A 21,086-nucleotide genomic window follows, 5' to 3' on the forward strand; every position below is an offset into this window, starting at 1 on the left:
AAAAAACAGTGTTACACAACGTTCGCCAGACTGTCCGCAACTTCCTCCGGCGACGGCATGTGACGTATCTCCCGGGCGATCTGACCAGCGGCTTCCCGGTACCGGCCGTCCGTCAGCAGCAGCCGCGCGCAGTCCGCGATCGGCCCCGCGCTGAACGCCTGCGGCCGCACCGCAGCACCGGCCGCGACGAGGGCGGTCGCGTTGGCGGACTGGTCGGCGCCCTGCGGCAGCACCACCTGGGGCACCCCGGCGACCAGCGCGCCCAGCATCGTGCCGCTGCCGCCGTGGTGGACGACGACGTCGGCGTACCGGAGCACCTCGGCCTGCGGCAGCCACGGGTGCACCGTCACGTTCGGCGGCACGTCGGTGAGCTCGACCCGCGGCGCGGCGACCACCACCTGGACGTCGGAGAGCTTGCCGAGCCCGACGACCGCCTCGGCGAGCAGCTCGCGCGTGCCGAACGCGGTGCCGAGCGTCAGGTAGACGAGCTTGCCCGCCGTGCGCACCGGGACCTCGCCGGGCGGCGCGAACGGCACCGGCCGCAGCGGGATGCGGTCCTGCTCCAGGAAAGCCGGGTCCTGCAACGAGGGCGGGCAGATGTCGACGTGCCGCCCGCCCTCCGGCCGCACCAGCCCGATGCCGTCCGGGAACATCCGACCGAACCCGTGCCACACGGCGGGGAAACCGCGCCGCCGCGCCTCCGACACCACCTCGGGCACCGCCCAGCCGCCGACCACGAGGTCGGGCAGCAGCCGTTCCAGCTCCTGGGCGATGTCCTCGGCGTAGATCTCCCCGAACACCAGGCCCGGCCGGAACGGCCGCAGCCCGAGCTTGCCCAGCATCGGGTGCATCTCCTCGCCGACGGCGAAGTGCACCTCATGGCCGGCATCGCGCAGTGCGACCGCCAACGGGATCAACGGATAGGTGTGGCCGACGGCGGCCATGCTGGCGAACAGCACACGCATGCCGTGACGATACTGAGTCCCCATGGGAACCAACCGCGACAAGATGATCAACGGCGAGCCGTACCTGCCCGCTGACCCCGAGCTGGACGCGGACCGGCGGCGCGGCTGGCGGGAGATGGCCCGGTTCAACGCGCACGACCCGGAGGACCTCGACGGGATGTACGCGATCCTCAAGGGCTTCGTCGCGGAGATCGGCGAGGGCACGACGTTCATGCAGCGCCTGCAGATCGAGTACGGCTACAACACCCGCGTCGGCGCCAACAGCTTCATGAACTACGGGGGCGTCATCCTCGACTGCGGCCCGGTCACCATCGGCGACCACGTGATGATGGGCCCGAACGTGCAGCTGCTGACCGCGTTGCACCCGATCGAGGACCACGACGCGCGCATCGCGGGGTGGGAGACGACCGCCCCGATCGTCATCGGCGACAAGGTGTGGTTCGGCGGCGGTGTGATCGTGTGCCCGGGAGTGACCATCGGCAACAACACGGTCGTGGGCGCGGGCAGTGTCGTGACGCGTGATTTGCCTGCTCACGTGCTCGCGGTCGGCAACCCCGCGCGGGTGGTTCGTAAGATCTGAGGTCATGCGCAGCGAGGAGATCCAGGTCCGCACCGGTGCCGAGGAGGTCGTGCACGACCTCACCCGCGAGTGCGAGCGGTTCCTCCAGGAGGAGAACGGCGACGGCCTGCTGCACGTGTGGGTGCCGCACGCCACCGCCGGCGTCGCGATCATCGAGACGGGCGCGGGCAGCGACGACGACCTGCTGACGGCGCTGGAGCACGTCCTGCCCCGCGACGTGAGGTGGCGGCACCGGCACGGCACCCCGGGCCACGGCCGTGACCACGTGCTGCCCGCGCTGGTGCCGCCCTACGCGACGATCCCGGTCCTAGGCGGCGTGCTGGCGCTCGGCACCTGGCAGTCGGTCTGCCTGGTCGACACCAACGTCGACAACCCCGTCCGGACGGTCCGGCTGAGCTTCCTGGCCGGCTAGCACCAGCACCAGCCCGGCCAGCGCGATCCCGGCGAACACCCACCACGCCGTGCCCGCCGAGCCGTCGTGCCGCACCGCCCGCAGGCCCTCGGTGGCGAACCGGAACGGCGTCCACGACCACAGCGCCACCCGGTAGACGGAGTTCAGCAGCTCCGGCACCTGGCCGGCCACCGCGGGCGCCATCAGGTAGAGCACGCCGAGGACGCCCATCGCGCGGATGCCGAGGTGCTTGAACAACCCGGCCTGCAGCAGCGCGAACGCACCGGCGACGGCGAAGAGGAACGCCAGCGCGCCACCGGTGAGGCCCACGCCCCACCACGCGAGCAGACCGGTCACGGACCCGACGGTGAGCACGGCGGCGGTCACCGCGGACAGGAGCCGGAACCGGGTGCCCCTGAGCAGCACGAACAGCACCCCGGCGACCATCCCGCCGATCCACAGGAGACGGCGGGTGCCTCGACCCGCACCGGCAGTCCGGCGCCCTGGGCCACCCCGGTCAGCACCTGCTGCGCGACCTGCGTGCCGGACGGGTTGACCGCGGGGTCGAGCCGGACCACGGCCTGGCCGGGCGTGATCTCCAGGACGCCGTAGACCTCCCGGCCGGCCAGCAGCGCCCGCGCCTCGGCGGCGGTGACCAGCGCGGTGCGCATCGCGACCTCCATAGTTCATCATGTGTTGAATTCGATGGCCGCGACGGTACGCCGGTCACGATCTGGAAGTCAACGCTTGATGAATTAAGGGCTGTCGGGGTCACGAGGTACGGTTTCCCCGTGACTTACCCAGGTGGCGGCGGCGGGCAGGGCGGCTGGAACGAGCAGCCCGGTTGGGGTCAGCAGCAGGGCGACTACCCGACCGGTGGCTACCAGGGCAGCGGCGCCTACCCCCAGCAGGAGGGCCACGCGCAGCCGGTCGGCTACCCGCAGACCGGTGGCTTCCCGCAGCAGCACCAGGGCTACAACAGCGGGTACGGCGGCCTGGGCGTCTACGGCGGGGGCGGGTTCGACCAGCAACCGCCGAAGAAGAGCAAAACAACGTTGTGGGTGGTGCTCAGCGCGGTCGTCCTCGTGCTGCTGGTGGGCGGCGGTGTCACGACGTACCTGCTCATGAACAAGTCCGGCGACTCCGGCGCGCAGCCGACGACGTCGGCCTCGGCGTCGTCGACCCCACCGACCACGTCCCAGCAGCCCAACGGCGCCGGCACGTGCAAGGACGAGAGCTGGCAGTGCGTCCAGACCACGCTCGGCTACACCTACCAGGTGCCGAAGGACTGGACCCAGGTCGACGACCGGGTCCCGGTCGAGGGCTTCGAGGGCGTTGCGCTGTCCAGCGTGACCTCGTACGGCGACTACAAGTGCGAGGAACGCTCCTACACCAAGGGCACCAACGGCGGCGCGTTGCTGGACAAGGGCGACATCAACGCGGTCGCCACGAACTTCACCAAGGCCGTCGCCACCCAGTACTACTCGTCGGGCGGCGCCCCTCAGGTCGCGCTGACCGAGCCCAAGCCCGTGAAGATCCAGCACACCCAGAAGGACGGCAAGAAGATCGTCGTCGAGGGCGTGCAGGTCGACGCCACGGTCACGCAGACCGCGAACAAGTGCCTGGCGTCCAAGGGCATGGTCAAGGTCCTGCTGCTCAACGGCACCGGCAAGCTGCACGCGCTGGTGGTGAACGGCGACCTCGAAGGCGGGGGTGGCGGCGACAAGCCACCGCTGCTCAAGGAGACCGACCTGCAGAAGATGATCGACTCGCTGCAGCCGAACACCTGACCCCTACTGCTCGCGCGTGAACCCGTGGCTGCGCTCCACCTTCGCGACGTGCAGCGTGTAGCTCTGGTACCAGTCGTCCCGTCCGCGTTGCTGTGCCGCGCGGTGTTCGGCGTTGGTCCGCCACTGCGCGAGCGCTTCGGCGTCGCGGAAGTAGCCGACGGTGATGCCCAGCCCGCCGGGGTTCTGCGCGTGGTCGATGCCGAGGAACCCGGGAACCTCCCTGACCAGTTCCTCCATGCGCGCGTTCGTGTCGCGGTAGCCGCTCTGCTCCTGCGTGCGCACGGTGGTGAAGACCGCCACGTAGTAGGGCGGTTCGAAGGCCTGCACCGGGACCGGCGGCTGATCGCTCATGGCGTCACCGTAGGGCGGGGACACCCTGCGATCCACCAACTTTTCGCGACGTCCAGAACGCGGGAACGCCGGGCCGCGCGGTGTTCCCGCGCAGACCCGGCGTCCAGTCGTCCGACTAGCCCCTGACGACGGCCACGAGGTGGTCGACGGCCTCGGCCACCGGCACCTCGACGCGCTCGCCGGAGCGGCGGTCCTTGACCTCGACGACCCCGTTCTGCAGGCCGCGGCCGATCACGAGGATCGTCGGGATGCCGATCAGCTCGGCGTCGGCGAACTTCACGCCGGGGCTCGCCTTGCGGTCGTCCAGGAGCACCTTCACGCCCTTGGCGTCGAGCTGCCGCGCGAAGTCCTCGCCGGCCGCGGTCAGCGCCTCGTCCTTGCCGGCGATGACGACGTGCACGTCGGCGGGCGCAACGTTGCGGGGCCAGATCAGGCCGCGGTCGTCGTGCGACTGCTCGGCGATCGCCGCGACCAGGCGCGAGACGCCGACGCCGTACGAACCCATGGTGATGCGGACGGGCTTCGAGTCCGGGCCCAGCGCGTCCAGCGAGAACGCGTCGGCGTACTTGCGGCCCAGCTGGAAGATGTGGCCGATCTCGATGCCGCGCGCGGCGACCAGCACGCCCTTGCCGTCGGGCGACGGGTCGCCCTCGCGGACCTCGGCGACGTCGATGACGCCGTCGGGGGTGAAGTCGCGGCCCGCGACCAGGTCGACGACGTGGTGGTCGGCCTTGTCCGCACCCGTCACCCAGGCGGTGCCGGTGACGACGCGGGGGTCGGCGAGGTAGCGCACGCCGTTGTCCTGCAGCGCCTTCGGTCCGATGTACCCCTTGACCAGGAAGGCGTTCTTCGCGAAGTCGCCCTCCTCCAGCATCGCGACCTCGGCGGGCTCCAGCGCGGCCTCGAGGCGCTTGAAGTCGACCTCGCGGTCACCGGGGACGGCGACGGCGAGCAGCTCCCACTCCTTCGTGCCCGGCTGGCGGGTCTTGATGAGAACGTTCTTCAACGTGTCCGCCGCGGTGAACTTGCGGTCGGTGCTGGCGTTGAGGAAGTCCACCAGGCTGTCGATGGTGGGCGTGTTCGGCGTGTGGTGCACCTGCGCGGCGGGCTTGTCCTCGACCGGCTGCGCGGGGGGCACGGGCGTCCGCACGGCCTCGACGTTGGCCGCGTACCCCGACTCGGTGGACTTGACGAAGGTGTCCTCACCCGTCTCGGCGACCGCGAGGAACTCCTCCGACGCCGAGCCGCCCATCGCACCGGACGTGGCGGAGACGATCACGTACTCCAGGCCCAGCCGGTCGAAGATGCGGATGTAGGCGTCGCGGTGGTCGCGGTAGGACTGGGTGAGGCCCTCGTCGGTGAGGTCGAACGAGTACGAGTCCTTCATCAGGAACTCGCGCCCGCGCAGGATGCCCGCACGGGGCCGCGCCTCGTCCCGGTACTTCGTCTGGATCTGGTACAGCGTGACCGGGTAGTCCTTGTACGAGCTGTACTCGCCCTTCACGGTGAGCGTGAACAGCTCCTCGTGCGTGGGGCCGAGCAGGAAGTCGGCGCCCTTGCGGTCCTTGAGCCGGAACAGGTTGGGGCCGTACTCCTCCCACCGGTTCGTCGCCTCGTAGGGCTCCTTGGGCAGCAGCGCGGGGAACTGGATCTCCTGCGCTCCGAAGGCGTCCATCTCCTCGCGGACGACGGCCTCGATGTTGCGCAGGACCTTGAGCCCCAGCGGCAGCCAGGAGTACCCGCCCGGCGCGACGCGGCGGACGTAGCCTGCGCGCACCAGCAGCTTGTGGCTGGGCACTTCGGCGTCCGCCGGATCCTCGCGAAGGGTGCGCAGGAACAACGACGACATCCTGGTGATCACGGTGGGTACTCCTCGTTCACGGGCTGTTGGAGCAGCCTACTGGTTGGTGCGCGCACGAACGTGCACGCGGTGCTTCCCACGGGTCCTGAGCTGCACGAACCCGAAACTGTCAGACCCGCTGAGTAGCGTCCCTGCCATGTCCCTGACCATCGCCATGATCACGATCGACACCGGCGACGCGCGCAAGCTCGCCGACTTCTGGACCGCCGCCCTGGGCACCGCGGTGCAGAACGACTGGGGCGAGTTCATCGTCCTCGCCCCGACCGCGGAGGGCGCCCCCGCACTCGCCCTCCAGCAGGTGCCGGACGTCACGCCGGGCAAGAACCGCGTCCACCTCGACTCCCACGTCCCCGACCGCCTGGCCGAGGTCGCGCGTCTGGTCTCCCTCGGCGCCACCGAGATCGGGGTGCACAGCGTCCCCGGCCTCGTCTGGTCGGTGCTGACGGACCCGGACGGCAACCAGTTCTGCGTCGGCCAGCCCGGCGAGGAGCTGTAGGCGCCACGGACGTCTCGGCGCCCGGCCCGGGCTGTGGAGCTAGTCCGGGTCTGGAGCCGTTCCGGCCAGCGTCACCTCGAACCCGCTGCGCTCGTGCACGCCGAGCGCTCCGGGGTCGAGCCGGCCGCGCACCACCCCGGACCCGTGCGTTCACACGCCGAACGCCCAGGTCCGAACCGGTCGTGTCCCGCCCAGGCAGCCCTGCCGCGTCCAAGCCAGTACCCGGCTCACCCGCGCAGCCCTGCCCGCCCTGGTCCCCCGCTCCAGCCGATCCGGACCCGCCCAGCAGCCCAGCAGCCCTGCGCGCCCAAGCCGACACCCGGCCCACCCGCGCAACCCTGCCCGGCCCGGTCCCGCACTCCACCCGATCCGGACCCGCCCAGCAGCCCTGCCGCGCCCAAGCCGACGACCGGCCCACCCGCGCCCAGCCCTGCTCACCCGGTCCGACAAGCCGAGCCTGATCCGTCCGACCAGGCCGTCCAGCCCGGCCCGTCCCGCTCAGCCCAGCCCGCTCAGCCCAGCCCGTCCCGCTCAGCCCAGCCCGTCCCGCCCGACCTCGTTCGTCAGACGAGCTCGACCGGCACGCCGTAGTCGACCCACGTCCGCGCCACCCGGAACCCGGCCCGCTCGTACACGCCGAGCGCCCCGGTCGAGTTGGCCGTGTCGACCGACAGCCCCGCCCGCTGGTACCCCTGCGTCCGCGCCTGAGTCAACGTCCAGCTCAGCAACGCCGACGCCAGGCCACGCCCGCGGTGCGCGCTGAGGGTTCCGACGTCGCCGATCCAGAGTTCGCGGACGCCGGTCTGCTCCTCGACGGCCGGGTAGTGGCGGGCCAGCACGAAACCGACGACCGCACCGGAACCGTTGTCCAGTGCGAGGAAGGAGGTGTCCGGCACGAACCTCTTGCTGTCCGTGAAGGACGCCGCCCACTCCTGCGGGGTGCGCTCGGTCGAGCCCCAGTGCTCGGCGAAGGTCGTGTTCACGACCCGACGGGTCTCTTCGGAGCGGTCGGGGGTGAACGGGACGACCGAGTAGCCCGGCGGGACCGGGAGCTGGGCGAGTGACTCGCCCAGTGCCACCTCCATCTCGTGGAAGTGGCGGTCCGCGGTGAAGCCGAGCGACGCGCACAGTGCGACGTGGCCGGCCGAGCGGCTCTCAACCATCGTGGTCGCCACCAGCGGTACGGCCGGGTGGGTGGCCAGGTGCAGCGTCCGTGCCATGGACACCATGCGCGGCAACAGCTCCCGGCCGATGCCACGGCGGCGGAACGACGGGTGGACCATCCCGTCGATCCGCAGGCGGTGGACGTCAGCGGGCTTCGCGCGCGGCTCGAGCAGGCCGTAGGCGACGAGCTCGGAGCCGGCCAGCACGGCGAGCGAGGCCGTCGGCAGGTCCGCCTTGGCGAACGACTGGGCGAAGTCCTCTTCGGACAGCAGTTCGCCGGTGTCGTCGGCGGCTTCCGCTGCCGTGCACAGCGCGGTGACCGCGGGGATGTCCGCGGTGGTGAGCGCGCGCCACACGAGTTCCACGACGGTCGAAGCTACGCGGAGGTGATGCCCGCAACAACTGAATAACGCGTTGCCCGGCAGCGCGTGCGGGGCCATGCTGCCCGACGATGACGACTCCAGAGATCACGCCGCTGTACGACGACGTCACGTTCCACGGACCGCTGTCCGCGGACAGGGCCGCGCGCCTGGTCGACTCGCTGCTGCCGCTCGACGGCGGGCACGTGCTCGACCTCGGGTGCGGGTGGGCGGAGCTCCTGCTGCGCACGCTCGAGGCCGCGCCCACCGCCACCGGCACCGGTGTCGACCTCAAGGAGGACGACATCGCGCACGGCCGCGCCAACGCCGAACGGCGCGGGCTGTCCGGGCGGGTGAGCCTGCACGTCGCGGACGTGGCCCGGTGGCAGCCGGACCGCCCGGCCGACGCCGTGATCGTCAACGGCGCCACCCAGGTGTGGGGCGGAGACCCGTTGCAGCACACCGAGAACGCGCTCGTCGCGGCCAAGGGGCTGCTGCGCCCCGGCGGGAGGTTGTTGCTGGGCGAGGGTTTCTGGGAGCGGGAACCGACGAGCGCGCAGCTCGCCGCCATGCCGGTTCCGCGCGACCAGTACCGCTCGCTGGCCGGGCTGGTCGACCACGCGCTCGGCCACGGTTACCGGCTGCTCGCGGCGGAGCAGGCGAGCCTCGACGAGTGGGACGTCTTCGAGAACGGCCACGGACTGGCCTGGGAACGCTGGTTGCGCGCCAACCCGGACTCCCCGCACGCCGAGGAGGTCAGGGCCAGGGCCGACCGGCAGCGCACCTACCGGCTGCACGGCTGGCGGGGCGTGCTCGGCCTCGCCTACCTGACGCTGCAGGCACCCTAGGCGGCCGGCGGGCCGACGAAGCCGCGCCGCACTCGCCCGGACCGGCTCGAAGCCGCGCCGCACGCACCGTGACCAGGTCGGCCGCGTCCCGACGGGCCGACCGTCCACGCCGTCCGGAGGCGCCACGCAGGTCCGGCGGTTCCACGGCGTTGGCCTAGGCTTGCGAACCGTGCTGGTGCTGCTTCCCCCGTCGGAGACCAAGGCGATCGGCGGCGACGGCGCGCCGCTCGACCTCGACGCGCTGTCGTTCCCCGAGCTCAACCCGGTGCGCGACAAGCTGGTGTCCGCGCTGGCTGATCTCGCGGCGGACGTCCCGGCGAGCCTCAAGGCGCTCGACATCTCCGAGCGGCAGGTCGACGAGGTGCACCGCAACGCGTCCCTGCGCACGTCGGGAACCACGCCCGCACTGCTGCGCTACACCGGCGTGCTCTACGACAACCTCGACTTCCCCTCGCTCCGCAAGGCCGAGAGGGAACGCGCCTACCAGCGGCTCGCGGTCGCGTCCGCGCTGTTCGGGGCGGTGCGCGGCGGTGACCCGGTGCCCGCGTACCGGTTGTCCGGCGGCAGCGCCCTGCCCGACCACGGCAGCCTGCGCACGCTGTGGAAGCCCTCGCTGGAGCCGGTGCTGAGGGAGGCGGACGAGTTCGTCGTCGACCTCCGTTCCGGCGCGTACTCCAGCCTCGCGAAGATCCCGCACGCCGTCGTCGTCCGGGTGGTCACGAGCGAAGGCAAGGTCGTCAGCCACTTCAACAAGGCGCACAAGGGGCTGCTCGCGCGCGCCATCGCGAAGTCCAGCGCGGAGCCGGCGGACCTGAAAGGCCTGGTCAAGCTCGCGCGGAAGGCCGGGTTGACCATGGTGCCGACGGGCGAGAAGACGGCCGACCTGATCACGGCGTAATTCGGTTGCGGGCACCGGGCCCGCACGGCAGACTCTTCCCCGAAGCGTGACAACGGAGCTGGATCGAGGAGGTGCGACATGTCAGAGCCTGTCTTTGGGCGCGGCACCGCACTCGCGACCCGTCCAGCCGCCCTTCGCGCCTGATCAGCACCGTTTGATCGCAGAGCGCCAGTGGGGCGGTCACCTTCAGCTCTTGGGAGACCCCACCGTGCGCGAGCACGATCTCTACGAACGTTACGAGTCTGCTTTCGAAGGCGCCGACGACACCATGCGGCGCAAGGGAAAGCGCACCACCAAGCGCGGCGACGACGCGGAGCCCACCCGTCACGGCCGCATGACCGAGGCCGAGAAGGTGCGCGTCGCGCGAGTGCGCGAGGACCAGCTCAGCACGGCCGACACCCCCGAGGACGGCGACCGCTGGTCCACGTGGGGCGACGCCGAGCAGGGCCCGAAGCCGCACCCGAGCTGGCTCATCACCGAGCTGGCCGCGGTGGACCGCGAGCTCGGCATCGTGAAGACCGGCAAGGAGGCGGACGTCTTCCTGCTGGAACGCGCGATCGGCGAGCGGTCGAGCCTGCTCGCCGCCAAGCGCTACCGCAGCAACGACCACCGGATGTTCCACCGCGACGCGGGATATCTGGAGGGTCGCCGGATGAAGAAGTCCCGCGAGATGCGGGCGATCCAGAACCGCACCGCGTTCGGGCGCAACCTGATCGCGGAGCAGTGGGCGGTCGCGGAGTTCGCCGCGCTCACCCAGCTGTGGCAGATCGGCGCGCCCGTGCCGTACCCGGTGCAGCGCAGCGGTACCGAGCTGCTGCTGGAGTTCATCGGGGACGCCGAGGGCAACGCCGCGCCGCGGCTCGCCCAGGCGCGCCCGGACGAGGACGAGCTGCTCGACCTGTGGCGGCAGCTGGTCGCGACGCTGATGACGCTCGCGGAGGCGGGCCTGACGCACGGCGACCTGTCCGCGTTCAACCTGATGGTCCACGACGGCCGGTTGATCATGATCGACCTGCCGCAGGTGGTGGACCTGGTCGCGAACCCCCGCGGCGTGGAGTTCCTCGACCGCGACGTCCGCAACATCTGCGGCTGGTTCGCCGCGCGCGGCCTGCCACCGGAGATCGGTGAGCCGTCCGCGCTGGTGGCGACGCTGCTGGACGTGGCGGGTATGGGGTGACTCACCTTGCGCGCCCGGCCGTGTCCAACGACACTGCCGGGCGCGCCGGTCACTCGCACTGATCAGCTAGACTGTAAGAGCACCGATGCAGGCTTGACCGCCGTTGACCGGTGCGTCCACCTACTCATTCAGGCGTGAACACCACGCCGGGCTCGTCCTTGTGAACTGGCACCGCGACAAGCGCGGGGCAGCCTTGAGACGTGCCATGTCTCGGAGGTTTGTTTTGCCATCAATGTCCGAAGGCCGTTCCGAGCGCGCACAGAGCCGCAGGTCACCGCGGCGCCGCTCGGGTCGCCAGGGCAACTCCTCACGCCCGCAGCAGCGGGTCGAGGAACCGATCGTCGCCGAGCACTTCGAGAGCACGCTGCCGGAAGGCCCGCTGCCCTCGTTCGCCGAGCTCGGCCTGGCTGACGCGCTGATCAAGTCGCTCGTCGCCAACGACATCACCGCACCGTTCCCCATCCAGGCCGCCACCCTGCCCGACGCGATGTCGGGCCGGGACATCCTCGGCCGTGGCCAGACGGGCTCCGGCAAGACGCTGGCGTTCGGCCTCGCCATGCTGACCCGCCTCGCGGGCGGCCGCTCCACGCCGCACAAGCCGCGTGGGCTGATCCTCGTCCCGACCCGCGAGCTCGCGATGCAGGTGGAGACGGCGCTCATGCCGCACGCCCGCGCGCTCAACATGTGGTGCCGCGTGGTCGTCGGCGGCACGTCGTTCCCGCGCCAGATCGACCACCTGCGCCGCGGCGTCGACCTGCTGATCGCCACGCCGGGCCGGCTGTCCGACCACGTCCGCCAGGGGACCTGCGACCTGTCCCAGGTCGAGATCACCGCGCTGGACGAGGCCGACCAGATGGCCGACATGGGCTTCATGCCCCAGGTCCGCGCGATCATGGACCTGACCCCGCAGGACGGCCAGCGCCTGCTGTTCTCCGCGACGCTCGACGGCGACGTGGACAAGCTGGTCCGCCAGTACCTGCACAACCCGGTGACGCACTCGGTGGCCCCGGCCACCGCGAGCGTCACGACGATGGACCACCACCTGCTGTTCGTGTCCGCCGAGGACAAGCAGAACGTGGTGACCGAGGTGGCCGCGCGCGAGGGCCGCACGATCATGTTCGTGCGCACCAAGCACCACGTCGACCGCCTGGCCAAGAAGCTGCGCTCGGTCGGCGTCCACGCCGGCGCGCTGCACGGCGGCAAGGCCCAGAGCGCCCGCACCCGCGTGCTCGGCGAGTTCCGCGAGGGCACCACGCCGGTCCTGATCGCGACGGACGTGGCCGCCCGCGGCATCCACGTGGACGACGTCTCGCTCGTCGTGCACGTCGACCCGCCGGCCGACCCGAAGGACTACCTGCACCGCGCGGGCCGCACCGCGCGCGCCGGCCAGTCCGGCACGGTCGTCACGCTGGTCACCCACGACCAGCGCCGCGCCGTCCAGGGCATGGCCGCTCGCGCGGGCATCCGCCCGGAGAGCACGAAGGTCCGCCCCGGTGACGAGGACCTGATCCGCATCACCGGTGCCCGCCTCCCGAGCGGCGAGCCGGTCGTCGAACGCGAGAAGCCCGCCCGCCGCTCCGGCGGCAGCGGCCGTCGCTTCGGCGCCCCCGCGGCCGGTGGCCGCGGCGAGTTCCGCGGCGGCTCCGGTCGCCGCTCCGAGGGCGGCGAGTTCCGCAGCGCCCCGCGCCGCCCAGCCGGTGAAGGCGGCGGTCCCCGCCGCGGCGGCAGCACCACCGGGCGCCCGCGCCGGGCGCCGCAGCACTGATCGACTGATCTGATGAGGGCCGCTTCCCCGCGTTGGGGAGGCGGCCTTCGTCGTCGGCGGTCAGCTCGCCTGGGCTGGCTGCCGCGGACGTGGCACCGCAGCTCCAGTCGGAGGGCTGTTCTTGGCGTTGACGGGCAGTCGTTCGTGTCCGCCCTGCCGACCTGTTGGTTCGACGAGGGCCGCCTCTCCGGTCGGGAAGGCGGCCCTCGTCGCGCGCCGAGTTGTCCACAGATCGCCGAGCGGTGGGTTGACACGGCCGGATCTTGGTTAGGTTGAGTGGAGGTGGGTGGTCTGCCCCCAGGGAGGGCGGGGCCCTGCCCTGCGCCGGATTTTGACTCGCGGGACCCGGCTTGCGCCGTCACCGGGCCGCGGGCTCGACTCGCGCCGTCACTGGGCTGCGGGTCCGACTTACGCCGTCACTGGGTTGCGAGCCTGGCTCGCGCGGTCGCTGAGCTGCGGGCCCGACTCGCGCGGTCACCGGGCTGCGAGCCTGGCTCGCGCCGTCACCGGCCCGCAGATCCGCCTCACGCGGTCGCTGGGCCGCGGGCCCGACTTGTGCCGTCACCGGGCCGCGGGCCAACTCGCACCGTCACCAGGCCGCAGGCCCGACTTACGCCGTCACCAGGCCGCAGGCCCGACCTGCGCGGTCGCGCCGCCGGGTCAGCAGTGCGCAGACGCTGGCCACCCAGCCGTGTTCAGCCGGTCGGCGCGCTGGTGAGCGGAGTGGTCGCGAGCGAATTCAAGTGACCGGCGCCGTGGGTCGTGGCGGCGCAGGAACCGGTGGACCTGCGGGGCCCACCGGTCGAGCGGCGTCGAGCGGCGTCGAGCGAGAACTCGGCTAGGCGGGCGCGATGCCGGCCACCGGGCCGACCACGATGATCGCCGGCGGGCGCACTCCCCAGGTCACGACGTCCGCGCCCAAGGTTTCCAGAGTGGACCGGTACACGCGCTGTGCGGAGGTGCTGCCCTCCTGCACGACGGCGACGGGCGTGCTGCCGGGGCGGCCTTCCATCAGCGCCGTGGCGAACGCACCCGCGCGTTCGACGGCCATCATCAGCACGACTGTGCCCTGCAGCCGTGCGATGGCGGGCCAGTCGACGAGGGAGCGCGGGTCGTCCGGTGCCACGTGACCGGAGACGACGACTACCTCGTGTGCCACCCCTCGGTGCGTCACGGGTACACCGGCCAACGCGGGCACACCGAACGCCGAGGTCACGCCGGGTACCACGGTCACCGGGATGCCGGCCTCGGCGCACGCGAGCAGCTCCTCGAAGCCGCGGCCGAAGACGTACGGGTCGCCGCCCTTCAGGCGGACGACGAACTTGCCCTCCTTGGCGCGGTCGACGAGCGTCTGGTTGATGAAGTCCTGCGTCGCCGCGCGACCGTAGGGGATTTTGGCCGCGTCCACGACCTCGACGTGCGAGGGCAGTTCCTCCAGCAGTTCGCGGGGGGCGAGGCGGTCCGCGACCACCACGTCCGCCTGGGCCAGCAAGCGCTTGCCCTGCACCGTGATCAGCTCGGGGTCGCCGGGGCCGCCGCCGACCAGGGCGACGCCGACCGGCGGGGTGGACTGGTCGGCGATCCGGCCGTCGCGCAACGCCGCCACGACGCCGTCGCGCACCGCTGCCGAACGGCGGTGCTCACCGCCGGCGAGCACGCCGAGCACCATGCCGTCGTGCGAGCCCACGGCCGGTGTGACCGCCGTGCCCTCCACGGCGATGTCCGCGCGCACGCAGAACACGCGCTGTGCGAGCGCCTCTTCGCCGATCTGGGCGTTCACCTCGATGTCCGACGTGCACGCCAGCACGTACCAGGCGCCTTCGACGTCTCCCGGCTCGAACAGCCGCTCGTGCCACGTCAGCTCCCCCGCGTCGACCATGCCCTGCACGGCGGGGGTCACGACGGGCGAGACGAGCTCGACGACGGCGCCGGAGGCGATCAGGCGGGGCAGGCGCCGCTGGGCGACGGTGCCTCCGCCGACCACGAGGACGCGCCGGCCCCGGAGATCGAGGCCAACCAGGTAGTGCTGTTCAACGGGCATGCGTAGAAGCATCCACACGAGACCGGCCGTGTCCAGCCGAAGGGAACATGGTCACAGGCGCAACAGCTCGAAAGACGTCGCCAGGACGCCGCCGAACCGCTGGCCGACGGCCTCCGCCATGCCGCGCAGGAACGGTTCCGGCTCGGCCATGTCCCCGCTCAGCGCATCGAGATACGCCTTGTGGGCGCGCAAGGACTCCACGGAAGCGTCGAACGAGCCGGTGATGTCCACGGCGTGCGTGGCAATCGGCGAGGATGCCGCCGCCACGTACCGGACACCGTTCCACGGCTCGATGTCCAGATCCCGGAACACCCACCGGTTGCCCGCGTCGCGCACGGCGTCGACGGCGGCCCGGCCGACCGCGATGTGGTCGGCCATGTTGAGGTTTCCGCTCGGCCACGTTTCGCGGAAGTTACCGGTGATCACGAACTCCGGCCGGTGCCGGCGGATCGCGGCCGCGATGTCGCGCCGCAGCGGCAGCCCGTACTCGATCATGCCGTCCGCGTGGTCGAGGAACTCGACCTCGGTCACGCCGACGGCCGCGCAGGACGCGATCTGCTCCTCGACCCGCAACGGCGCGCACTCCTGCGGTGAGAGCGAGTCGATGCCCGCCTCACCGCGGCACGCGAGCAGGTACGCGACCTTCTTGCCCTGGGCGGTCCACCGCGCGATGGCGCCCGCACCGCCGTACTCCATGTCATCGGGGTGGGCGACGACGACCAGCGCGCTCGCCCAGTCCTCCGGCATTGCTTCCAGATCCGTCATCCGGGCAGCATACGACCGCGCACCCCGGGTCCACTGTGGACGCGGGGTGCGCGGTGGCGAAGTGCTTACAGCTGAGCGGTGATCACCGAGTTGTACGGCGCGATCCGCGCGTACACGCCGGGGTAGCCGGCGCCGGCGCAGCCGCGGCCCCAGGACGTGGCACCGATGAGCTTGCCGCCGTAGACCAGCGGGCCACCGGAGTCGCCCTGGCAGGTGTCGACGCCGCCCTGCGGGAAGCCCGCGCACACCATGGAGGTGTTGCTGTACTGCGAGTAGGCGGTCTTGCAGGTCGAGTCGGACGTCAGCGGCACGTTCGCCTGCAGCAGGTAGCGCGACGCCGAGCCACCGGAGGACGTGGTGCCCCAGCCGAGGATCAGCGCGGAGTTGCCCGCGGCGTACAGCGCGGTGTCGGACGGCGTGGCGAGCGGCAGGGTCGCCGAGCTGATGTTGCGGTCCAGCGTCAGCACGGCCACGTCGTAGCCGGCGGTCGCGGTGGTGTAGCTCGGGTGCGACCAGATGCGGGTCACGTTCGCGACGGTGCCCGCGGTGCTCTGCTTGTCGTCACGGCCGTGCACCACGCGGGTGCTGGAGGCCGAGCGGCCGGCGACGCAGTGGGCGGCGGTGACGACCTTGTTGGCCTTCACCAGGGTTCCGCCGCAGAACTGCGAACCGGTGGTGGAAGCGAGGTAGACGACCCACGGGTAGGTCGCCGTGCTGGCGCGCGTACCACCGACGATCATCGGCGAGACGTCGTCGGCGTTGGCTGCGGGAGCCGTGAAGAAGATGCTCGCGAGAGCGGAGACCACGACAGACAAGATCAGGCGACGCAGGGTTTTCGCCATGTTGCCAGTCCTTCCCGATGACGCTGTGTGTGCAGGGTGTCCAGCGGCGGCACACACAGCGTCACGCCCGGGATCGAAGTGGCACAACCGCCACTAGTCGGACATGTCCGGCTTCACAGTTGACTCACGCGATGCCGCGCGCGGTGAACGCGGCCTGGACGGTGGCGGCGTCCTTGTCGCCGTAGAGCTTCTTCGCCGCGGCGACCGTCGCCTTGGCAGCGGCCGCGAACGTCGTCGAGGGGGCGTAGGAGAACTGGCCCTCCAGCACGATCTTCGCCGCCTTGTCGCGGCCGAACGCCTTGTAGACGTCGAACAGCGCCCGCGACCAGATCTGGCCGTCGAAGTGGACCTCGCCCTTGCGGTCGGCGTACTTCAGCTCGGTGTCGGTGCGGCGCAGGCAATGCGGCGTCTCGGTCGTGTACGCCGTGGCGTCCCAGTCCATGATGCACGCGAGCGGCGTCGTGGCCGTGTCCTTCGCGTCGCGCGAGGACATGATCAACGCCCACCAGTCGCCGAAGCCCTCACCGATCGAGCCCGCCTCCGTGGTGGAACCGAAGCCGGGCACCTGGGCGTCCTGGATCGCGTGGCCGAGCTCGTGCCACACCACCTCGACGTCCTCGGCGTCGTCCACACCGCCGGTGCCGAACGTGATCTGGTCCTTCGACGGGTCGTAGAACGAGTTGTCCTCGGTGAGGCCGATCGTGGTGATCTTCTGCGCCTCGTTGTTGACGTTCGTGAACCCGAGGCCCTGGATGTACTTCTGCGCCTCGGTCACGCCCCAGTACGCGTTGACCTGCTCGAAGAGGTCGTTGGCGCGCGTGTACTCGAACTTGTTCGCCTTGCTGTAGGCCAGCTTGCTCTTCGGCCCGGTCAGCGTCGCGTACTTGCCCCTGAGGTAGCCGGAACCGTCCAGGTGGGACAGCGTCACCGACCGGTAGGCCGCGGCGGGCACGGCGGAGTCCGCGTCGTCGGCGTCGGTCAGGTTCTGGTTCTGCAGCGCGGAGACGGGGTTCGGGCTGAACACCTTGCCGGTGCCGTCCGCGTGCTTGACCAGGCTCTCGGTCCGCACGACCGCGCCGGTCTCCGCGTGCACCAGCGTGCGCTCGGACCCCTTGCCGTTGTCCGAGATCACCTCGTAGACCAGGCCCGTCCCCGGCAGGACGGTCAGCTTCGCCGCCTCGGGCACACCGGCGGACCTCGTCCGCGCGTCCTCGGCGGTGACGGCGGGCGTGAGGTCGACGGCACCCACGGCGATGCGGCCGTCGTCCACGGTCTTCGCGCCGGTCGCCTTGTCGACGTGCTCGACGTAGTAGGCGCCCAGCACCGGTTTGCCGTCGAAGGTCTGCTCGTACCAGGTGTGCGTGGCGGTCAGCGAGTCGCGCACGGCGAGCAGGCGCAGGCCGTCCTTCGGGGCAGCGGCGGCGGCGTTGATCGTGAGCATGGACAGGGCGACACCTGCTGTGCAGGCGACCGCGACGAGACGACGGGCTCTCATGTCGCTCTCCAGTGCATCCGGGCCCGGCAGGGTGGGCCGTGTGCATGGCGACGCTAATCCGCAAATCTTCTGGGTAGACCCTACGAAAGAAGGAAAAACGCTACCGTTCCCACACTCCGGGAACAACAACCACGTCGGCTTCGACCGGATTGTCCAGCGTTGGTCCAGTTCCGAACGCGACGTGCGCGACCGCAGCGCCACCCTCCGCGAGCTCCGGCGCACCATCGGCACGCGTCTGGGTGCCCGGCCGCAGCAGAGCGGCCACCGCGTGCACGGCCTCAGGCGTGCCCACGACGACCGCGGCCCGCCGGATTTCCGCCTCCGCACGCGGCGTGCGCTGCTCGGCGCCGCCGGGACCGAGGCCGACGAGCGCGAGCCGGCCGCGCGGCAGCACCCGTGCCGCGGCCACGGTCACGTTGTCCCGCTTGAACTTCTCCGCTGCGAGCTCGACCGGTGCGCCGTGCGCGACCTGCCGTGCGCCGCACAGCGCCGCCGCCTCCGCCACGCTCGCGGTGCCCAGCGAGTTGCGCACCACCGAGCTCGGGTTCGGCACGCCGACCGCGTTGAGCTCCTCGGCGCTGAACGTGATCAGGTCGGCCGTGTCGCCGTGCCAGAAACCCCAGTCCTCCACCGCGTCCACGATGCCGGGCTCGTCCGCCTTGACGTCGACCGTCGCGAACGCCTTGATGGCGCGCAGGTCCAGGCCGCCCTGCGCGTCCAGCTCGGCCAGCGCGGCACCCACGCTCGTGGCCGACGCACCCCGCGCCGACCCCACGCCCACGACGAGCGTGCGCGGCACGATCCGCAGCACGTTGTCCTTCGGCGCGGCGGCGCGGTCGTCGATGACGATCACCCACGCGGCGTCCTCGCCGGCCGACACCACGTTCGCCGACAGCGCGGGCAGCGGGAAGCTCAACGGGTTGCGCAGCACCACCTTCTCGCCCGACTCGATGGCCGCCGCGCACGCGGCGACGTCGCCGTCGGCCGTGGCGTCGAGCTGCTCGACGAGCTCGTCCAGCACCGAGTCGATCGACGGGCCGGTCGTGACGACGGCGGTGCGGTTCAACGCGTCCGCGACGCGCCACGCCAGGTCGTCCGCGGCACCGGCGAGCGCCACCGCGAACCCGGCGTCCACGCACACCACCGCGGGGTCGGTCCGCTTGTCCCGCAACAGGGGCGCGATCAACCGGACAGCGGTTCCCGCGTCGAGGAACAGCACGAGCGCGTCGAGCCGGTCCCACAGCCGGTGCACAGCGGGCCGGATCGGCCCGTCCGGCACCACGGCGTCCGAGCCCAGCACCCCGGCGAGGTCGGCCGCGTCACCGCGCTGGGCCGTCCCCGCGAACACACCGATCACGGCCGGACTCCCCGCACCACGACACCGCCGCCCACCCACGACATCACTTCTTGGTTCCCCACACCACGGTCACCGGCGCCGCGGCGCCGAAGCCGGAGTCGAGCAGGCGGGAGGCGGTCAGCTGCACGCCCTCCACCTCGTACCCGGCCGCCCGCAACGCGTCCCGCGTCGGCACGACCTCGTCCACCCGCTCGGCGACCACGACCACGCGCCGCGCGTTCACCGCCGCGCACGCCCTCACCTCGGGCAGCGACCCGCGGCCGACGAACACCGCCTCCGGGCGCGGTAACGCCGTCGTGTCCAGCCCGGCCTCCTCCACGCGCACGTCCACGCCGTGCGCGGAGGCGTTCGCGATGATCCGCACGCACTCCACCGGGTCCGGTTCCACCGCCACGACCGCGGCACCGAGCCGTGCGCACTCCACGCCGACCGCGCCGGAGCCCGCGAGCACGTCCCACACCAGCACACCGGGCCTGGGCGCGAGCACGGCCAGCACGAACGCGCGGACCTCGGCGCCCAGCACCTGCGTCCTGGTGGAGAACGCGTCCTCGGGCAGCGCCCACCCGGTGCCGCGCAGGAACTCGGTGTCCGCCAGGCACAGCACGGCCTCCGGTGCGATCCAGCGCCGGGTGACCGCATCCTTCGGGTCCACTGTGGACAGCTCACCGACGTCGGCGACCACGAGCGTGCGCCGCCAGCCGGCCAGTCCCGCACCGATCTCGGCCGGACCGGCGCCGGCCGCCACCTTCACGATGACGGCGGACCGGGCGCGGCACAGGTTCAGCGCGGGCCGCAGGCCGTCGGCGGCGTCCACGACCTCGACGCCGGGCCGGCCCGCCGCTTCCCGCAGCTCCTCGACGAGGGCTGACATCAGTTGGCGCGCTTGGGCTTGCGGGCGGTGGACCGGCGCTTGGGCGGGTTCGAGGTCGAGGCCTGCACCGTCGGCGGCTTCGGCGTCGCGGCAGCGACCACGGTCAGCTTCGGCTTGGGCTTCTGCGAGGACTCCTCAGCCTGCTTGCGCACGGACTGCTGGAGCTCCTCCACCGCGTTCCAGGCCGGGTTCGGCTCGGCGGAGGTCGCGGGGGCGACCGGGACGGCGGGAGCGGGCACCGGCTCGTCCGCACGCGTCGCGATGCGCGAGGCGGCCCTGCGCGACCAGCGGGTCGGGCGGGCGGTGCGGGCCGGTTCGTCGGCGGCGGCCGCGGTCGCGGACTGGCGGCGGGCCGGTGCGGCCTTCACCGCGGCGCCGACCAGGAAGAGCGTCGGGCGGTACAGCTTGTGCTGCTTCACCACCGCCTCCAGCTCGCCGACCGTGGTGTGCACGACCAGCTCGTCGGCCTGGCTCACCTTGTACGCGACGACGACCGGCGTCTCGGCGGTGTAGCCGCCCTCCAGCAGCTGCTCCACGAACTGGCCGGTGCGCGCACCGGAGACCGTGGCCGCCATCGTGGTCTGCAGTGCGGCGAACTCGCGGACGCCCTCGCTGCCCTCCGGCGCGAGGAACACAGCGGAGGAGGCCTCGGTCAGCGTGATCTCGCGGCCGATCCGCGCGGCAGCGGCGGCGACGACCGACACGCCCGGCACGACCTCGACCTCCAGGCCGAGGCGCTGGCACAGGTCGTGCTGCTCCTGCACTCCGCCACCGGTCGCGGCGTCGCCCGCGTGCAGCCGCACGACCTTCAGCCGCGCGGCGGCGGCACGGCGGTACAGGTCGGTGATCTCCTCCGCGGTGACGCGGGAGAAGTCGACCAGGTCGGCACCCTCGCGCGCGTGCTCGCGGACGCACTCGGCCTCGACCGCACTGGGAGCCCAGACGACGACGTCGGCCTCGGCGATGCGGCGCGCGCCGCGGAGGGTGATGAGGTCGGCGGCACCCGGACCGGCGCCGACGAAGGAAACCCGACCGGTCGTCGTCACGACAGCTCCACAGGGGTTGGACGA

Annotated in this window: 21 protein-coding genes; 8 read left to right on the forward strand and 13 right to left on the reverse strand. The window is 71.8% G+C overall.

Annotated elements, in window-relative coordinates:
- Positions 1 to 11: 11 nt before the first annotated feature.
- Complete coding sequence (locus ACZ7CF_RS25350) at positions 12 to 965, reverse strand: glycosyltransferase (protein WP_470370734.1); 954 nt, start codon at positions 963 to 965, stop codon at positions 12 to 14.
- Positions 966 to 987: 22 nt separating this feature from the next.
- On the opposite strand from ACZ7CF_RS25350, the gene ACZ7CF_RS25355 reads away from it, so the two are divergent.
- Complete coding sequence (locus ACZ7CF_RS25355; RefSeq protein WP_360390754.1) at positions 988 to 1,545, forward strand: sugar O-acetyltransferase; 558 nt, start codon at positions 988 to 990, stop codon at positions 1,543 to 1,545.
- Positions 1,546 to 1,549: 4 nt separating this feature from the next.
- Complete coding sequence (locus tag ACZ7CF_RS25360; RefSeq protein ID WP_360390757.1) at positions 1,550 to 1,957, forward strand: YjbQ family protein; 408 nt, start codon at positions 1,550 to 1,552, stop codon at positions 1,955 to 1,957.
- On the opposite strand, the gene ACZ7CF_RS25365 is transcribed toward ACZ7CF_RS25360, so the two are convergent.
- Together ACZ7CF_RS25365 and ACZ7CF_RS25370 are read right to left on the reverse strand one after the other, a co-directional pair.
- On the reverse strand, positions 1,853 to 2,383 hold the full coding sequence (locus tag ACZ7CF_RS25365) for a hypothetical protein (protein ID WP_470370735.1): 531 nt from the start codon (positions 2,381 to 2,383) through the stop codon (positions 1,853 to 1,855). The genes ACZ7CF_RS25360 and ACZ7CF_RS25365 overlap by 105 nt on opposite strands.
- Positions 2,320 to 2,607 carry a hypothetical protein gene (locus ACZ7CF_RS25370; RefSeq protein ID WP_470370736.1) on the reverse strand — a complete coding sequence of 96 codons (288 nt, stop codon included), beginning with the start codon at positions 2,605 to 2,607 and terminating at the stop codon, positions 2,320 to 2,322. Before ACZ7CF_RS25370 ends, ACZ7CF_RS25365 begins: the two co-directional genes overlap by 64 nt.
- Before the next feature lie 120 nt (positions 2,608 to 2,727).
- On the opposite strand from ACZ7CF_RS25370, the gene ACZ7CF_RS25375 reads away from it, so the two are divergent.
- Entirely contained in the window at positions 2,728 to 3,726 is a 999-nt protein-coding gene (locus ACZ7CF_RS25375; protein ID WP_458430670.1) for a DUF8017 domain-containing protein, read from the forward strand.
- 3 nt (positions 3,727 to 3,729) lie between these two features.
- Here the strand turns inward: ACZ7CF_RS25375 and ACZ7CF_RS25380 are convergent, their stop codons facing one another.
- Both ACZ7CF_RS25380 and ACZ7CF_RS25385 read right to left on the reverse strand, forming a co-directional pair.
- Complete coding sequence (locus ACZ7CF_RS25380; RefSeq protein WP_360390769.1) at positions 3,730 to 4,077, reverse strand: antibiotic biosynthesis monooxygenase family protein; 348 nt, start codon at positions 4,075 to 4,077, stop codon at positions 3,730 to 3,732.
- Between the two features lie 115 nt (positions 4,078 to 4,192).
- The gene (locus ACZ7CF_RS25385; protein ID WP_360390772.1) at positions 4,193 to 5,938 is read right to left on the reverse strand and encodes a proline--tRNA ligase; all 1,746 of its coding nucleotides are present in this window, start codon (positions 5,936 to 5,938) and stop codon (positions 4,193 to 4,195) included.
- 136 nt (positions 5,939 to 6,074) lie between these two features.
- Between ACZ7CF_RS25385 and ACZ7CF_RS25390 the strand changes: the two genes are divergently transcribed.
- Positions 6,075 to 6,434 (forward strand): VOC family protein, encoded by a 360-nt coding sequence (locus ACZ7CF_RS25390; RefSeq protein ID WP_360390774.1) that lies wholly within the window; start codon positions 6,075 to 6,077, stop codon positions 6,432 to 6,434.
- Positions 6,435 to 6,997: 563 nt separating this feature from the next.
- On the opposite strand, the gene ACZ7CF_RS25395 is transcribed toward ACZ7CF_RS25390, so the two are convergent.
- A complete protein-coding gene (locus ACZ7CF_RS25395) occupies positions 6,998 to 7,963 on the reverse strand; it encodes a GNAT family N-acetyltransferase (protein ID WP_470370737.1) in 966 nt (321 codons plus the stop codon).
- An 86-nt stretch (positions 7,964 to 8,049) separates the two neighbouring features.
- Between ACZ7CF_RS25395 and ACZ7CF_RS25400 the strand changes: the two genes are divergently transcribed.
- From ACZ7CF_RS25400 to ACZ7CF_RS25415, 4 genes are all read left to right on the forward strand, one after another.
- The gene (locus ACZ7CF_RS25400) at positions 8,050 to 8,805 is read left to right on the forward strand and encodes an SAM-dependent methyltransferase (RefSeq protein ID WP_360390778.1); all 756 of its coding nucleotides are present in this window, start codon (positions 8,050 to 8,052) and stop codon (positions 8,803 to 8,805) included.
- A gap of 169 nt (positions 8,806 to 8,974) precedes the next feature.
- A complete protein-coding gene (gene yaaA, locus ACZ7CF_RS25405; protein ID WP_360390780.1) occupies positions 8,975 to 9,703 on the forward strand; it encodes a peroxide stress protein YaaA in 729 nt (242 codons plus the stop codon).
- Positions 9,704 to 9,911: 208 nt separating this feature from the next.
- Positions 9,912 to 10,880 carry a serine protein kinase RIO gene (locus tag ACZ7CF_RS25410; RefSeq protein ID WP_470370849.1) on the forward strand — a complete coding sequence of 323 codons (969 nt, stop codon included), beginning with the start codon at positions 9,912 to 9,914 and terminating at the stop codon, positions 10,878 to 10,880.
- Positions 10,881 to 11,103: 223 nt separating this feature from the next.
- Positions 11,104 to 12,645: a DEAD/DEAH box helicase gene (locus ACZ7CF_RS25415; RefSeq protein ID WP_458430664.1), complete on the forward strand. Its 1,542-nt coding sequence runs from the start codon at positions 11,104 to 11,106 to the stop codon at positions 12,643 to 12,645.
- An 838-nt stretch (positions 12,646 to 13,483) separates the two neighbouring features.
- On the opposite strand, the gene cobA is transcribed toward ACZ7CF_RS25415, so the two are convergent.
- From cobA to ACZ7CF_RS25450, 7 genes are all read right to left on the reverse strand, one after another.
- Complete coding sequence (gene cobA, locus ACZ7CF_RS25420; protein WP_470370738.1) at positions 13,484 to 14,686, reverse strand: uroporphyrinogen-III C-methyltransferase; 1,203 nt, start codon at positions 14,684 to 14,686, stop codon at positions 13,484 to 13,486.
- A 51-nt stretch (positions 14,687 to 14,737) separates the two neighbouring features.
- Positions 14,738 to 15,451: a PIG-L deacetylase family protein gene (locus ACZ7CF_RS25425; RefSeq protein WP_470370739.1), complete on the reverse strand. Its 714-nt coding sequence runs from the start codon at positions 15,449 to 15,451 to the stop codon at positions 14,738 to 14,740.
- A 65-nt stretch (positions 15,452 to 15,516) separates the two neighbouring features.
- Positions 15,517 to 16,293, reverse strand: a complete 777-nt coding sequence (locus ACZ7CF_RS25430; protein ID WP_360390788.1) for a S1 family peptidase — start codon at positions 16,291 to 16,293, stop codon at positions 15,517 to 15,519.
- A gap of 124 nt (positions 16,294 to 16,417) precedes the next feature.
- Positions 16,418 to 17,788: a M36 family metallopeptidase gene (locus ACZ7CF_RS25435; protein WP_470370740.1), complete on the reverse strand. Its 1,371-nt coding sequence runs from the start codon at positions 17,786 to 17,788 to the stop codon at positions 16,418 to 16,420.
- Between the two features lie 100 nt (positions 17,789 to 17,888).
- Complete coding sequence (locus ACZ7CF_RS25440; RefSeq protein WP_470370741.1) at positions 17,889 to 19,145, reverse strand: cobalamin biosynthesis protein; 1,257 nt, start codon at positions 19,143 to 19,145, stop codon at positions 17,889 to 17,891.
- Between the two features lie 43 nt (positions 19,146 to 19,188).
- On the reverse strand, positions 19,189 to 20,016 hold the full coding sequence (locus ACZ7CF_RS25445) for a hypothetical protein (protein ID WP_470370742.1): 828 nt from the start codon (positions 20,014 to 20,016) through the stop codon (positions 19,189 to 19,191).
- Entirely contained in the window at positions 20,016 to 21,062 is a 1,047-nt protein-coding gene (locus ACZ7CF_RS25450) for a cobalt-precorrin-4/precorrin-4 C(11)-methyltransferase (RefSeq protein WP_470370743.1), read from the reverse strand. Before ACZ7CF_RS25450 ends, ACZ7CF_RS25445 begins: the two co-directional genes overlap by 1 nt.
- Between the last annotated feature and the right edge of the window lie 24 nt (positions 21,063 to 21,086).

Source organism: Lentzea sp. NPDC036955, from assembly GCF_055608005.1.